The following is a 14,541-nucleotide window of genomic DNA, read 5'->3' on the forward strand; positions in this document are numbered from 1 at the left end:
CGTCACGCGATTTTCGAATGCAGCGGTTACCCATGGGGCCCTCTCCACCCCGCCCTGACCCATCGCATCTTCGGGGCCGCACACGACCGCACCCCAGATCCCCCCGGTTAGAAATCGTTGCCGGTGATACGGTCGTTACGGGTCACTGCACTCCCTCGCTCACTTCCCGAAATCTTGCGAAGATCGTTAACGACGCGTGAAATCCCGCGCGGTCTTTCGCTTTGTTCCAAGCTGTCATAAAAGGCCCCGACACAGCGCCGGGGAAACCTCATGTCCGATCCTGAAATCACACCAGACGTCATCGCCGCCCACGGGTTCACGCCCGCCGAATGGGAAGAGGTCAACCGCATCCTCGGGCGCGCCCCGAATTTCACCGAAATGGGGATCTTTTCGGCGATGTGGAACGAACACTGTTCCTACAAGTCGTCGAAGAAATGGCTTCGCACCCTGCCGACCGAAGGCCCGCAAGTGATCTGCGGTCCCGGCGAGAACGCGGGCGTTGTCGATATCGGGGACGGGCAGGCTGTCGTGTTCAAGATGGAAAGCCACAACCACCCCTCCTACATCGAGCCCTACCAGGGTGCGGCGACGGGTGTGGGCGGCATTCTGCGCGATGTCTTTACCATGGGCGCACGGCCCATCGCCTCGATGAACTCCCTCAGCTTCGGGGAACCTGCGCACCACAAGACGAAACAGCTGGTGCACGGGGTTGTCGCGGGTGTGGGCGGCTATGGCAACTGCTTCGGCGTCCCCTGCGCGGGGGGCGAGGTGCGTTTCGATCCCGCCTACAACGGCAACTGCCTTGTGAACGCCTTTGCCGCCGGTCTGGCGGATGCGGACAAGATTTTCTATTCTGCCGCATCGGGCGTGGGAATGCCCGTGGTCTATCTGGGGGCCAAGACCGGTCGCGACGGCGTCGGCGGTGCGACCATGGCCAGCGCGGAGTTCGACGATACCATCGAGGAAAAGCGCCCCACGGTGCAGGTCGGTGACCCGTTCACCGAAAAGCGCCTGATGGAAGCCACGCTCGAGCTGATGGCCACCGGTGCCGTCATCTCGATCCAGGACATGGGGGCCGCGGGCCTGACATGTTCGGCGGTCGAAATGGGCGACAAGGGCAATCTGGGCGTCGTGCTCGACCTCGAGAAAGTGCCGACACGCGAAGAGAACATGACCGCCTACGAGATGATGCTGTCGGAAAGCCAGGAACGGATGCTGATGGTCTTGCGTCCCGAGCTTGAGGCAGAAGCGAAAGCGGTCTTCGACAAATGGGACCTCGATTTCGCCATTGTCGGTGAAACCATCGCGGAAGACCGGTTCCTCATTCGCCTGAACGGCGAGATCAAGGCAGACCTGCCGCTGAAGGCGCTGTCCGGCACTGCCCCCGAATATGACCGCCCCTGGGAGCCGACGGCGCCTGCGCCCTCGCTGACCGACATCCCGTCGATCGACCCGATCGAAGGTCTGCGGGCGCTGATTTCCAGCCCCAATTACGCCAGCAAGGCGTGGGTGTACGAGCAATATGACACCATGGTCATGGCCGACAGCGCCCGCACACCCGGTTTCGGCGCGGGCCTGATTCGTGTGCACGGCACCGACAAGACGCTGGCATTCACCTCCGACGTGACGCCCCGCTATGTGAAGGCGAACCCGGTCGAGGGCGGCAAGCAGGCGGTCGCGGAAGCCTACCGCAACCTCACAGCCGTGGGCGCCGTGCCGCTGGCCACGACCGACAACCTGAACTTCGGAAATCCCGAGAAGCCCGCGATCATGGGTCAGTTCGTCGGTGCCATCAAAGGCATCGGAGAGGCGGTTGCCGCCCTCGACATGCCAATCGTGTCCGGCAACGTGTCGCTGTACAATGAAACCGACGGCACGGCGATCCTGCCGACACCGACCATCGGGGCTGTCGGCCTGATCGCGACCTCCGACCGGATCATCGGCTTCGACGTGCGCGAGGGCCATGTGGCCTTGCTGCTGGGTGCGGCGGGCAGCCATCTGGGGCAGTCGGCCTTGCTGGCGGAAGCCTTCGGTCGCAGCGAAGGCGACGCGCCGCCCGTGGATCTGGCCGCCGAAGCCGCGCACGGAGATTTCATCCGCGCCAATCACGCGATGCTTGGCGCCTGCACGGATCTGTCGGACGGCGGTCTGGCGCTGGCGGGCTTCGAGATGGCGCATCGCGCGGGACTGGGGCTGACACTGGCCACAGGCGATACCGCCGCGCTTTTCGGGGAGGATCAGGCGCGCTACCTGATCGCGGCCAGCGCGCAGGATGCGGACACGCTGCGCGCCTCTGCCGAATCGGCTGGTCTGACGCTGACCGAGGTGGGTCGTTTCGGCGGCGACACCGTGCGGTTCGGCGATGCCTCAGCGCCGCTGGCAGATCTGTCCGCCCTCTACGGGTCCGCCTTTGCGCAGACAGTCACCTGACGCCGGCAAAACGCATGATCGACGACGCCTCAGGCGTCGTTGATCATCTCCATCATGCGGGATTTCTCGCCCACGTCATCGGGACGTGAAATCGCCTCCGCCAATGCCTCGAGCGAGGCTATCGAATGGCCCGCGCGAAAGCTGTCGACATGGGGCAGCATCGCACGAATGCCCGCCGCCTTGGGCGCAAAGCCGTCCCAGCGCAGCAAGGGGTTGAGCCAGATGACCCTGCGCGCCGACAAATGCAGGCGCTGCATCTGGCGGGCCAGCGCATCGGGCGCGTCGCGGTCCAGCCCGTCGGTGATCAGCAGCACCACCGCCCCCTGCCCCATCACCCGCCGCGACCAGTCGCGGTTGAAGGCGGCAAGGCTCTGCCCGATGCGGGTGCCTCCCTCCCAGTCCTGCGCCTCGGCGCCGGCGGCCTTGAGTGCGGCATCGACATCGCGTGCGGCCAGATGGCGGGTGATATTGGTCAGCTGGGTGCCGAAGGTGAAGGCGTGGACCTGCGCCCAGCCCGCCCCCCGTTCGTTCGCAACCGCGTGCAGAAAATGCAGGATGATACGGGAATACTGGCTCATGGAGCCGGAGATGTCGCAGAGCACCACCAGGTTGGGCCATTTCGGGCGCGGTTTTTTCAGCGCCAGCGCGTTCATCTCGCCGCCGCGCCGCAGCGCGCCGCGCAGCGAGCGGGCAGCGTCGATGCGCCCCTGCCCGACACTGGGCGCCGCGCGGCGCGAGGGCAGCGGCCGGATCGGCAGGGTAAGCCGCGCCAGCATCCGTTTGGCCTGCGCAATTTCCTCAAGGCTCATCAACTCGAAGTCGAGCGTCTTGAGCCGCTCGTTCGCGGACATGGTGAGCGACGCGTCGACCTCGACCAGCGTCTCCTCCTCCTCGGTGTCTTGCGACTCCTCCTCGGAGGGGGGCGCCTCGGCACCGTCGAGCAGCGCCTCCGCCGCGCGTTTCTCGGCCGCCTGTGCGGGCCGCTCTTCCTGCACGCCGCGGATCGCGGGGAGCATGGCGGCCATCATGTGTTCGAGATAGCGCGGATCGCGCCAGTAGAGGCGAAAGAGCTGCGCGAAGATGCGGGCGTGTTCGGGACGGTTCACGAAACACGCGTGCAGCGTCCAGTAGAAGTCACGCTTGTCGGTAAACCCTGCGGCAGTGACCGCGTGGATCGCGTCGATCACCCGCCCCGGACCGATGGGCAGCCCTGCCCGCCGCAGCGCCCGCGCGAAATGGGTGATGTTGCCCGCAAGACGCGGATCGTCGGGCAGATCCAGCGGGAGGTATTCAGGCACCGTTGGCGCCCCCTTGAGGCACCTGCGGGCGGCGCGATGGAGGGATTGAGTTTATTGGCAAAATGGAGACCCCGTCACGCATCGAGGCTGTTGCGCGCCTCATCTAGGATGCGCTTTGCCTCGGAGCCATGCAGTTTGGCGATGTCGTCCTGGTATTTCAGGATCGCCCCCAGCGTGTCCGCGATGGTTTCGGGCGACAGGGTGACCACGTCGAGCGCGAGCAGGCATTTTGCCCAGTCGATGGTTTCGGCGACACCCGGTTTCTTGAACAGATCTTCGGTGCGCAGGCGCTGGACGAAAGACACGACTTCGCGGCTGAGGGTTTCGGCGGCTTCGGGAGCGCGCGCGGCGAGGATTTCCATCTCGCGGTCGAAATCGGGGTAGTCGACCCAATGGTAGAGGCACCGCCGCTTGAGCGCGTCGTGCACTTCGCGGGTGCGGTTGGATGTCAGGATCACGATGGGAGGCTCGGGCGCCCTGACCGTGCCCATCTCGGGAATGGTGACCTGAAAGTCGCTGAGCGCTTCGAGCAGGAACGCCTCGAACGGGGCATCGGTACGGTCAAGTTCGTCGATCAACAGGACGGGGGGGCCGTTTTCATGCCCGCGCATGGCCTGAAGCAGGGGCCGCTCGATCAGGAATTCCTCCGAGAAAAGCTCGGCGTTCAATTCGGCGCGGTCGGCCTTGCCTGCCGCCTCCGCCGTGCGGATCGCGACCATCTGGGCGGCGAAATTCCATTCGTAGACCGCCGATGCCGCGTCGAGCCCCTCGTAGCACTGGAGCCGGATCAGGCGGCGGCCGAGCCCCTTGGCCAGCGCCTTGGCGATCTCGGTCTTGCCGACGCCGGCCTCTCCTTCGAGAAAGAGCGGCCGGCCCAGCGTCAGGCCGAGAAACACCACCGTTCCCAGCGCGCGCCCGCAGACGTAGCCTTGTTCGCCAAGCATCTTCTGGACGGCGTCGATCGAAGAGATATCGGACATGAAGGGCTGCTCCTGCGGATGGATTTGCGCCAGAAGGCCAGCCCGCGCGCGCCGGGTCAAGGCACAGTTGGTAGATATGTCACGGCAGCCCCGCCAAGATCGACCGCGAGATTGACGGCGATTCGAGGAAATGCCAGTGTCTAAACCAGAAAAAAAGAGGTTTGCGGGCAGCTGGCACCCGAACCCGATCAAGAGGCGGACATGAGCGATTGCCACTCGACCAGCCCGGGCGGATGCCATGGGCGCTGATTTGAAGATCACCGCTGTCACCTGCGTCAAGAACGAGGGCCCCTTCCTGCTGGAATGGATCGCCTACCACCGGGTGCTGGGGGTCACGGACTTTCTCTTCTATTCCAACGACTGCTCGGACGGCACCGATACCTTGCTGGATGCTCTTGCGGCGCTCGGGGTCGTGACCCATCTTGCCAACCCCGCCAAGGGGCGCAATTACCAGATGGAGGCGCTGAAGGATGCCAAGGAGCAACCCGTGGTCAACGGCGCCGATTGGGTCTGGATCGCGGATGTGGACGAGTTTCCCAACATCCACACGGGCGATCATACCCTTCCCGCGCTGATCGAGGCCTGCGGCAATCCGATGGCGATCAGCCTGAATTTCCAGTTTTTCGCCAATGACGGCATCGACGCCTTCACCGATGCACCCGTGATCGGCCAGTTCGGCCGCAGTCACAACCCCGACCTGTGGTGCGGCGAGGCTGCGATCGAGGTGAAGACACTGGTGCGCAAGGATTTTCCGCTTCAGTACTACGGCGCGCACCGTCCCTTTCACAAGGGAAAGGGCAAGAAGGCGAAGGGGCTCGACTGGACCGACGGTTCGGGACGCGCGGTGCCGCACCGTTTTCTGGTTGCGGCCAACCCGCGCCGCATCCGCCGCTTTCCCGCCGCCGGCGCGCGGGATTTCGCCACGCTGAACCACTATGCGCTGCGCAGCCTCGACAGCTATCTGGTCAAGAACGACCGCGGGGATGTAAACCGCGAAAACCGTGATTTCGACGATACCTACTGGCGCGAACGCAACGATCCCGCGTGGGAGGATCTGTCGATCCGGCGCTACCTGCCGGCACTGGAGGCGCAGATCGCCGAGCTGAAAGCGATGGGCGATATCGCGGGCCTGCACGACGCCTGTGTTGCGGCCCATATCGCCAAGCGCGACGCGCTGCTTGCCGAAGAGAGCTACCGCGAGATGCGCGCGCAGCTGAAGGCCGCACCGAAACTGCCCCCGCAGGAAGAAGAGATGCTGCGTGATCTGGGTCTGCTGGAGGCGTCCTGATGGGGCTCGCGGTCGTCAACCTCGGCCTGCCGAAGACCGGCACGACCACCCTTGCACGGGCGCTGCGCATCGCGGGTTTCCGCGTGGCCGATCACCGCATCCGCCCCCGCCAGACGAAAACCGAGGATCTCAAGAACGCGTTCGTGGCCGATCTGCTCTATCGCGGGTATTTCCAGACCGGCGACCCCGGCGCGCTGTTCGGCAATTTCAACGCGCTTACCGAACTCAGCTGCCTCAGGCAGGGCAAATCTCTGTGGCCGCAAATGGATTTCGCCCTGATCGACGCGATCCGCACCCACCATCCCGAGGTCCGTTTTCTGGCGTCACGGCGCAGCAGCTGGGATGTATCGCAATCCATGCTTGCGTGGTCCGATCTTGGCACCGACAGGCTGCCTGCCTCGGACATTCCCGGCCTGCCCGAAGGCTACGGTGAAACCAGCGCCGAGCGGATCCAGTGGATCGACGGGCACTACGCCCATCTGGCGAAGATTTTCGCGGGCGACCCCGCCTATCTGGAATACGACGTCGCCCACCCCGACGCGAAGGATGCAGTGGGCCGGCATATCGGCGCTGACCTGACCTGGTGGGGCCAGGCGAATGCCAATCTCAAGGCAGTATGATGCGCATATACCTCCATATCGGGCCCGAAGAGGCCACCGCACACAGGCTGCAATCGGTCCTTGCCAAGCGGCGCGATGCACTGCTGTCCAGCGGCGTTCTCTACGCGCGCAGCCCCGGCAACAAGAACCACTCCCGTTTCTACATGGCCGTGACCGATCCTGCGCATGTGGACCCGCTGCGCTACAACCGCGGCTACATCGCGCCCGAAAAACAGGCGGTACTGCGCGCCGAAGTCTGCGCGGAACTGGCCGCAGAGGTAGACGCGCACCGTCCACACACGCTGATCCTGAGTGCCGCGCAACTGGGATCGAGCCTGTCGAGCGCGTCCGAGCTTGAACGGCTGCGCGATATGCTGACGCCGCTGTCCGATGACATCCGGATCGTCGCCCATGTCGATCACCCGTCGCGGATGCTGGTGCGCCGCTACGCCGAGCAAATTCTCGAAGGGCGCGGCGTGACGCTGGATGCCGAACTGGCGCTGGCAGGCAGCGAGAGCTGGTGGCACGCAGCGCTGGAGGCGCGCCCCATCATCGACCCCAAGGCCGGTGTTTTCGCGGAAACACAGGCACCGAACCACTGGCTCGACCTTGCGGGACTGGTGCGCTTCTGGGAGGCAGCATTCGGCGAGGGGGCGGTCACCCTGCGCGGCTATGACCCCGCTCTTTTTGCCAGTGCGTCGGTCACCGACGAGATTGCCGCCGCTTTCGGTCTGGACACAGCGATTGAACCGGCACGCGACATCGCACATGGCCCAGCCATGCCCGCGGCGGCACTGGCACGGGGCCGACAGCTCAACGCGTTGCTCCTGCAGGTTCTGTCGAGCCGCAAGCGCAGCCTGCCGCGCCAACTCTGGCGGCAATTCGTACAGGAAGTGGCCGTCGACGGCCCACCGCTGGAAAGCGGCAGCCTCAATCCCATAGCTCGGCACTTTGCAGCGGACCTTGCGGCGCTGGCGAAGACCCACGCGGGGATTGAACCGGCTACCTTCACGCCGCCCGCCCCCTTGCCGGACTGGACCGAAGCGGACACCCGGTTCGGTTTCCGGCCCTCGCAATACCTGCTTGGCTTCATGTGGCGGATAGACCGCGCCACGCGCGAGGATCACGAACGCCGTGTGGCCGAACTCCAGACCCTTGCGGAAACGCCCAGCCCACCGGCCGAAGCGCCCCCGCGCACCGACGAGGACCGCCCCGAGGCGCTAACCCAACAGGCGCGCAAACTGATGCCCGCCGCTGCCGTCGAGAATTTCGAGAAGCTGCGCACCTCGTCCTTTGCTCCGCACAACAGGCTGGGCGCGGTGGACGAGGAACAACTGGGCGCGGCCTATAGCGAAATCGCCCCGCGCAGGTTGTTGCCGGGCAGTTCGGGCAACGTGATCGTCGGCTGCATGAAGAACGAGGCGCCCTATATCCTTGAATGGATCGCCTACCACCGCGCCATCGGCGTGGACAACTTTCTGATCTATACCAACGGCTGCGAGGACGGCACCTCCGAACTTCTCGACCGGCTTCAGCAGATGGGGATCGTCGAGCACCGCAACAACGACGACTGGAAGGGTAATTCGCCCCAGCAATACGCCCTGAATCAGGCTCTGAAAGAACCGGTGATCCGCCGCGCCGAATGGATCATCCACATCGACGTGGACGAATTCATGAACATCCGCTGCGGCAACGGCACGGTGCAGGATTTTCTGGCCGCCGTGCCCGATGCCACGAATGTCGCGATGACGTGGCGCCTGTTCGGCCACAACGGCGTGACACGGCTGAGCGACGATTTCGTCATCGACCAGTTCGACAGCTGTGCACCGAAATTCTGCCCCAAGCCGCATACGGTCTGGGGCTTCAAGACGATGTTCAAGAACATAGGCGCCTACGAGAAAATCTCCTGCCACCGTCCCAACAAGCTAAACGAAGCTTTTGCGGACAAGGTAAAATGGGTCAATGGATCGGGCAAGGACATGACCCGCGAAGTGGCCAAGAACGGATGGCGGTCGTCGAAGAAATCCATCGGCTACGACCTGTTGCAGCTCAACCACTACGCATTGCGGTCGGCGGAATCCTTTCTGATCAAACGCCAGCGGGGCCGCGCGCTGCATGTGGACCGCTCTATCGGGATCAACTACTGGATCCGCATGGACTGGTCGGATTTCCGGGATGTCACGATCAAACGCAATATCCCCCGCCTGCAGGCCGAATATGACCGGCTGCTTGCCGATGACCGCCTGCGCCACTGGCACGAGGCCGGGTTGGCGTGGCACCGCGCAAAGGCGGAAGAATTGCACAAGACCCCCGAATTTGCAGAGCTTTACGCCGAGGCACTGACGGTCAAGCTGAACGAGACCGAGCGCGTCGCCTACGCGCTCGCGCTCGATATGGAAAGCTGATGCGCCACCTCGCGATCCTTTGCGTCCGCAACGAGGGGGCTTTCTTGCTGGAGTGGCTCGCGCATCACCGCGCGGTCGGCTTCAATGAATTCCTCGTGTTCTCGAACGACTGCGACGATGGCACTGACGCGATGCTCGACCGGCTTGCCGCGATGGGGATGCTGATCCACCTGCGCAACGACGGGCCCTACCACAAGGGCGGCATCCAGTTCACCGCGATGAAGGCGGCGGCCAAGCATGAAGCGGTCAGAAACGCCGACTGGATCCTGCCGCTGGACGTGGACGAATTCGTCAATATCCACTGCGGCGACCACACTCTGGGCGCGCTGCATGACGCGGTGCCGCAGGCGACCGCGATCACGCTGACATGGCGGCTGTTCGGGGCGGCGTCGCAAGTGCGCTACGCGGACACGCCGGTACTGGACACTTTCACCCGCTGCGCGCCGCGGGTGATGTACTGGCCGTGGCGCGCGGCAATGTTCAAGACGCTCTACCGCAACGATGGAACCTACCGCAAACCGGGCGTCCACCGCCCGCGTGACCTGAACGACCGCAAACTGGATCAGGCGCATTGGGTCGACGGCAACGGCAACACCCTGCCCGCGCAATTCGCCAAGCGCCGCATCTTCTCGAACTTCGGGCGCGACAACTACGGTCTTGTGCAACTCAACCACTATCCGCTCGGGTCGATGGAAAGCTACGTGATGAAGGCCGATCGCGGGCGGGCCGTCCACAGTGACGACATGCTCGGGCTCGACTACTGGGTCGAGAGGAACTTCAACACCGATGAAGACCACACGATCCAGAGCCTGAGCGCCCCGCGCGCGGCCGAGCTGGCCGCGCTCAAGGCCGATACCGAGCTTTCGCGCCTGCACGATGCCGCCGTGGCATGGCGCAAGGCCCGCTTCGAAACCCTTCTGACGCAAGAGCCCTACCGCGCGCTGTTCGGGCGGCTGATGATGACACCGCCCTCCGTGCCGCTGCAGCGCAAGGCGGCGCAGTTCCTCGTGCATCACGCCAATCTGGCCCGCGACCGGGCCGATGATGCCCCCTAAACAAGCCCGTTTTACCAAATTTTCGCCCTATTGACGCTATAGCCCTTGATCAAGCAGAACCGGTTCCAAGCGGTCGCGGGCAATTGAGGACAGTTCAATGGGCACAGATGGCCTGACATTCGAGACATCCCTTGCCGGGATGAAGAAAGCGGACTGGCTGTCCGCGATCGAAGAACTGTGCGACGACGAAGGCAGCTTCGAGCAGCTGGGCGCGCGGCACTACGCGGCGCTGGTCGAAAAATCGGGTACATTGCTGGTGTCCTTCGAAACGCTTCAGGGCATTCCGTCCCTGTCGTCCCGGGCCCAGCCGCTCGGGTGGGAAATGATGCAGTCGATGGGCTGGTCGAGCCTGTGTATCGCCTCGGACGGGGATACATGGTTCCGCGATGCGGATGTCTACGGCTATTTCGACCGTCTGATCGACGACGGTTTCTTCGACGAATTCGACAGTATCGTGTTTTATGGCGCAGGTCCCTGCGGCTATGCGGCTGCGGCCTACTCCGTTGCCGCACCGGGCGCGCGGGTGCTTGCCGTGCAACCGCAAGCCACGCTCGATCCGCGGATGAGCGAATGGGACGACCGGTTTGTCGAGATGCGCCGCCATGACTTCACCGACCGCTACGGATATGCACCCGACATGGTCGAGGGCGCAGATGCGGCCTATGTCGTCTACGATCCCCGCCAGCGGCTCGACGCGATGCATGCAGCGCTCTTTACCCGTGCCAACGTCAGCAAATTGAGGCTGCCCTACATGGGGGACGCGATCCAGACGGACCTTTTGGAAATGGAGCAGCTGTCGCCGATGCTGGCCGCCATTGCAGACGGCACTTTGGACGATCTGACCTTTGCGCGGATGATGCGCGCGCGCCGCCAGCACCCGCCCTACCTGCGCGCGCTGATGGCAGCACTCGACGCAGAGGGCCGCACGCCTTTGGTCTACGCACTGGCACGCAATGTCACCTCGCGCATGCACGCCCCGCGCTTCGCCCGCCGCCTGAAGGAACTCGAACGCGCAGGATCGCTCAAAGACGACTAGCGCGACCGCGCCCGGACGTGATAGCACGCGGGCATGACAAAGACCCTGACCATCCGCCGTCCTGACGACTGGCATCTCCACCTGCGCGACGGCGACATGCTGCGCGCCGTCCTGCCGCATACATCGCGCGATTTCGCCCGTGCGATCATCATGCCGAATCTCGTGCCCCCGGTGGTGACAGGTGACGACGCGCGCGCCTACCGCGACCGGATCATGGCCGCGCTGCCGGCGGACCACGACTTCACGCCACTAATGACCCTCTACCTGACCGAAAACACCGACCCCGACGACGTGGCCGCCGCCCATGCGGATGGCCTGATCGCGGCGGTCAAACTCTATCCGGCGGGGGCCACGACCAATTCGGCTTCTGGCGTGACGGATTTCACCCGCGTGGCGCCGGTGCTTGAACGGATGGCCCAGATCGGCCTGCCGCTGTGTACCCACGGCGAAGTCACCGACCCCGAGATCGACATTTTCGACCGCGAGGCCGTGTTCATCGACCGCGTGCTGGACCCGATGCGCCGCAACCACCCCGGCTTGCGGGTTGTGATGGAGCATATCACGACGTCGAACGCGGTGGACTACGTCAAGGCGCACGATACCGGCCTTGCCGCCACGATCACAACGCACCATCTGGTCATCAACCGCAATCACATCCTCGCGGGGGGCATCCGGCCCCATTACTACTGCCTGCCCGTGGCAAAACGCGAAACCCACCGTCTGGCGCTGCGCGCCGCCGCCACCTCGGGCGACCCACGGTTTTTCCTCGGCACCGACAGCGCGCCGCACACGGATGCGAACAAATTGCTGCCCTGTGGCTGCGCGGGATGTTTCACCGCGCCCAATACCCTGCCGATCCTTGCCGAGGTATTCGAGCAGGAAAATGCGCTGGACCGCCTCGAGGGTTTCACCTCGCTCAACGGGCCTGCGTTCTACGGCCTGCCCGCCAATGACGCCACGCTGACGCTGGTGCGCGAGACACCGGAAATCCCCGCACAGATCGACACGCCCGAAGGACCCGTCACCGTTTTCGATCCCGGCATGCCGTTGAACTGGACGGTCTGACTCCATTTTGCCAGTAAACTCAATCCCGCAGCCTGCCGCAGAGGACCGCCGCGCATGATCCCCGCAACCTACCCCACACCCGACGAAATCGCCCGCCTGACGGCGCGGATGCTGCTGGAAATCGGCGCCGTGAACTTCAACACTGAAGAGCCCTATACGCTGGCGTCCGGCCTGCCGTCGCCCAGCTATATCGACTGCCGCAAGCTGATAAGCCACCCGCGCATCCGCAGCACCCTGATGGATTTCCTGACCATCACCGTCATGCGCAACGCGGGCTTCGAGGCTTTCGACAACATCGCCGGCGGCGAGACCGCGGGCATCCCCTTCGCGGCACTGGTGGCCGAACGCATGGCCCTGCCCATGACCTACGTGCGCAAGAAGCCGAAAGGCTACGGCCGCAATGCCCGGATCGAAGGGGATATGTCCGAAGGCCAGCGCGTCCTTCTGGTCGAGGATCTGACAACCGACGGCGGATCGAAGCTCAGCTTCGTGGACGCCATTCGCGACACCGGCGCCACCTGCGCGCATACCGCCGTGATCTTCTACTACGATATCTTCCCCGAGACGCGAAAGACCCTGGGCGACCACGGTGTCAGCCTGCATCACCTGTGCACCTGGTGGGACGTTCTGGCCGAAGCCAAGGCGCAGCAATCCTTCCCCGCCGCGACGCTCGAAGAGGTGGAAAAATTTCTGAATTCTCCCCGTGAGTGGCAGGAAGCCCGCAAGGGCTGACACAAGCTGTTGACGCAACCCCTGCGCGCATCGCAAGATGTTGACGCGCGCGGGGTATCCACGGGTTATCCCCAGAAACATACAATTTGCGCCAAACGGCCCCCTTCGGTAAGACCACGCAGGGGCAAATCAGGGGCAGAAAAATGAACGAGATCTCATCCGTCAACACCGCAGGCATTGCCGTTCAGGCGGCCGAAACCATGCCGCATTCCATCGAGGCCGAGCAGCAGCTTCTGGGTGCGATTCTGACGAATAACGACATCTACGACCGCGTCGCCTCGATCATCGGTCCGCGGCATTTCTACGATCCCGTGCACGCGCGCATTTTCGAGATTGCCGCCGCCCGCATCGCCAAGAACAACCTCGCCAGCCCCGTCACGCTCAAGGCGTTCATGGAAGACGACGAGGGCCTCAAGGAACTCGGCGGGCCTGCCTACCTTGCCCGCCTCGCCTCTGCCGCGATCTCGGCCTTTGCGGTGCGCGACTACGCGCAGATGATCTATGATCTGGCCGTGCGCCGCGATCTGATCGCACTGGGCCGCGACATCGCCGCCAAGGCGGCGTCGGTGGATGTGGCGAACGAGCCGCGCGAGCAAATCGTCGAAGCCGAGCAGCAGCTTTACAAGCTTGCCGAACAGGGCCAGGTCGAAAGCGGTTTTCAGAGCTTTCTCAAGGCGGTAACGGACGCGGTGAATGTGGCCAACGCGGCCTACCAGCGCGACGGTGGCCTGTCTGGCGTCTCTACCGGCCTCATCGACATGGACAAGAAGCTCGGCGGTCTGCACCGGTCCGACCTTCTGATCCTCGCGGGGCGCCCGTCCATGGGCAAGACCTCGCTTGCCACCAACATCGCTTTCAACGTGGCCAAGGCCTACAAGCGCGGTCAATTGCCGGACGGCACGGAAGGCGCGGTGGACGGCGGTGTCGTCGGGTTCTACAGCCTCGAGATGAGCGCCGAACAGCTTGCCGCGCGGATCCTGTCGGAAGCCGCCGAGATTCCCAGCCAGCAGATCCGGTCGGGCGACATGACCGAACAGGAATTCCGCCGCTTCGTGGATGCCGCCAAGGCGCTGGAAGCCTGCCCGCTTTACATCGACGACACGCCCGCCCTGCCGATCTCCCAGCTTGCCGCACGGGCGCGGCGGCTGAAGCGGACGCATGGCCTTGACGTGTTGATCATCGACTATCTCCAGCTGGTGCGCGGCACCGGCAAATCCGAAAACCGCGTGAACGAGATTTCCGAGATCACCATGGGCCTCAAGGCCATCGCGAAAGAGCTCGATATCCCCGTGATCGCCCTGTCACAGCTCAGCCGTCAGGTGGAAAACCGCGAGGACAAGCGCCCGCAGCTGAGCGACCTTCGCGAATCCGGCTCCATCGAGCAGGATGCGGACGTGGTGATGTTCGTGTTCCGCGAGGAATACTACAAGGAGCGCGAGAAGCCGGGCGATCACGAGCTCGACAAGATGGCGGTCTGGCAGGAAGAGATGGAGCGCCTGCACGGGCGCGCCGAAGTCGTGATCGGCAAGCAGCGCCACGGGCCCATCGGCACTGTCGAGCTCAGCTTCGAGGGCCGGTTTACCCGCTTCGGCAATCTGGTGAAGCCCTGGCAGCAGGGCAGCGACGATCAGGAGTTCTGAGCGCGCCCTACCG

At 64.2% G+C, this 14,541-nt stretch carries 11 protein-coding genes; 9 read left to right on the forward strand and 2 right to left on the reverse strand.

Features of this window, described 5'->3' with window-relative positions; translation table 11 throughout:
- Positions 1–270: 270 nt before the first annotated feature.
- Entirely contained in the window at positions 271–2,430 is a 2,160-nt protein-coding gene (gene purL, locus ABMC89_RS05315) for a phosphoribosylformylglycinamidine synthase subunit PurL (RefSeq protein WP_349565938.1), read from the forward strand.
- A 29-nt stretch (positions 2,431–2,459) separates the two neighbouring features.
- Here the strand turns inward: purL and ABMC89_RS05320 are convergent, their stop codons facing one another.
- The gene (locus ABMC89_RS05320) at positions 2,460–3,728 is read right to left on the reverse strand and encodes a vWA domain-containing protein (RefSeq protein ID WP_349565940.1); all 1,269 of its coding nucleotides are present in this window, start codon (positions 3,726–3,728) and stop codon (positions 2,460–2,462) included.
- A 74-nt stretch (positions 3,729–3,802) separates the two neighbouring features.
- Positions 3,803–4,708: an AAA family ATPase gene (locus ABMC89_RS05325; RefSeq protein WP_349565942.1), complete on the reverse strand. Its 906-nt coding sequence runs from the start codon at positions 4,706–4,708 to the stop codon at positions 3,803–3,805.
- Between the two features lie 250 nt (positions 4,709–4,958).
- On the opposite strand from ABMC89_RS05325, the gene ABMC89_RS05330 reads away from it, so the two are divergent.
- The 8 genes from ABMC89_RS05330 to ABMC89_RS05365 all read left to right on the forward strand — a co-directional run bounded on the left by ABMC89_RS05330 (position 4,959) and on the right by ABMC89_RS05365 (position 14,528).
- Positions 4,959–5,996 (forward strand): glycosyltransferase family 2 protein, encoded by a 1,038-nt coding sequence (locus ABMC89_RS05330; protein WP_349568523.1) that lies wholly within the window; start codon positions 4,959–4,961, stop codon positions 5,994–5,996.
- Positions 5,996–6,616 (forward strand): sulfotransferase, encoded by a 621-nt coding sequence (locus tag ABMC89_RS05335; protein WP_349565944.1) that lies wholly within the window; start codon positions 5,996–5,998, stop codon positions 6,614–6,616. The genes ABMC89_RS05330 and ABMC89_RS05335 overlap by 1 nt, the downstream gene beginning before the upstream one ends.
- Positions 6,616–9,000 (forward strand): glycosyltransferase family 2 protein, encoded by a 2,385-nt coding sequence (locus ABMC89_RS05340; protein WP_349565946.1) that lies wholly within the window; start codon positions 6,616–6,618, stop codon positions 8,998–9,000. Before ABMC89_RS05335 ends, ABMC89_RS05340 begins: the two co-directional genes overlap by 1 nt.
- A complete protein-coding gene (locus tag ABMC89_RS05345; RefSeq protein WP_349565948.1) occupies positions 9,000–10,055 on the forward strand; it encodes a glycosyltransferase family 2 protein in 1,056 nt (351 codons plus the stop codon). The genes ABMC89_RS05340 and ABMC89_RS05345 overlap by 1 nt, the downstream gene beginning before the upstream one ends.
- Positions 10,056–10,152: 97 nt before the next feature.
- Positions 10,153–11,091: a phosphoadenosine phosphosulfate reductase gene (locus ABMC89_RS05350; RefSeq protein WP_349565950.1), complete on the forward strand. Its 939-nt coding sequence runs from the start codon at positions 10,153–10,155 to the stop codon at positions 11,089–11,091.
- A 33-nt stretch (positions 11,092–11,124) separates the two neighbouring features.
- Complete coding sequence (gene pyrC, locus ABMC89_RS05355; protein ID WP_349565952.1) at positions 11,125–12,156, forward strand: dihydroorotase; 1,032 nt, start codon at positions 11,125–11,127, stop codon at positions 12,154–12,156.
- 54 nt (positions 12,157–12,210) lie between these two features.
- Positions 12,211–12,888: an orotate phosphoribosyltransferase gene (locus tag ABMC89_RS05360; RefSeq protein ID WP_349565954.1), complete on the forward strand. Its 678-nt coding sequence runs from the start codon at positions 12,211–12,213 to the stop codon at positions 12,886–12,888.
- A gap of 143 nt (positions 12,889–13,031) precedes the next feature.
- Positions 13,032–14,528, forward strand: coding sequence for a replicative DNA helicase (locus ABMC89_RS05365; RefSeq protein ID WP_349565956.1), 1,497 nt, complete (start codon positions 13,032–13,034; stop codon positions 14,526–14,528).
- Positions 14,529–14,541: the final 13 nt, after the last annotated feature.

It is taken from the genome of Sulfitobacter sp. HNIBRBA3233 (assembly GCF_040149665.1).
Lineage (GTDB): Bacteria > Pseudomonadota > Alphaproteobacteria > Rhodobacterales > Rhodobacteraceae > Sulfitobacter > Sulfitobacter marinivivus.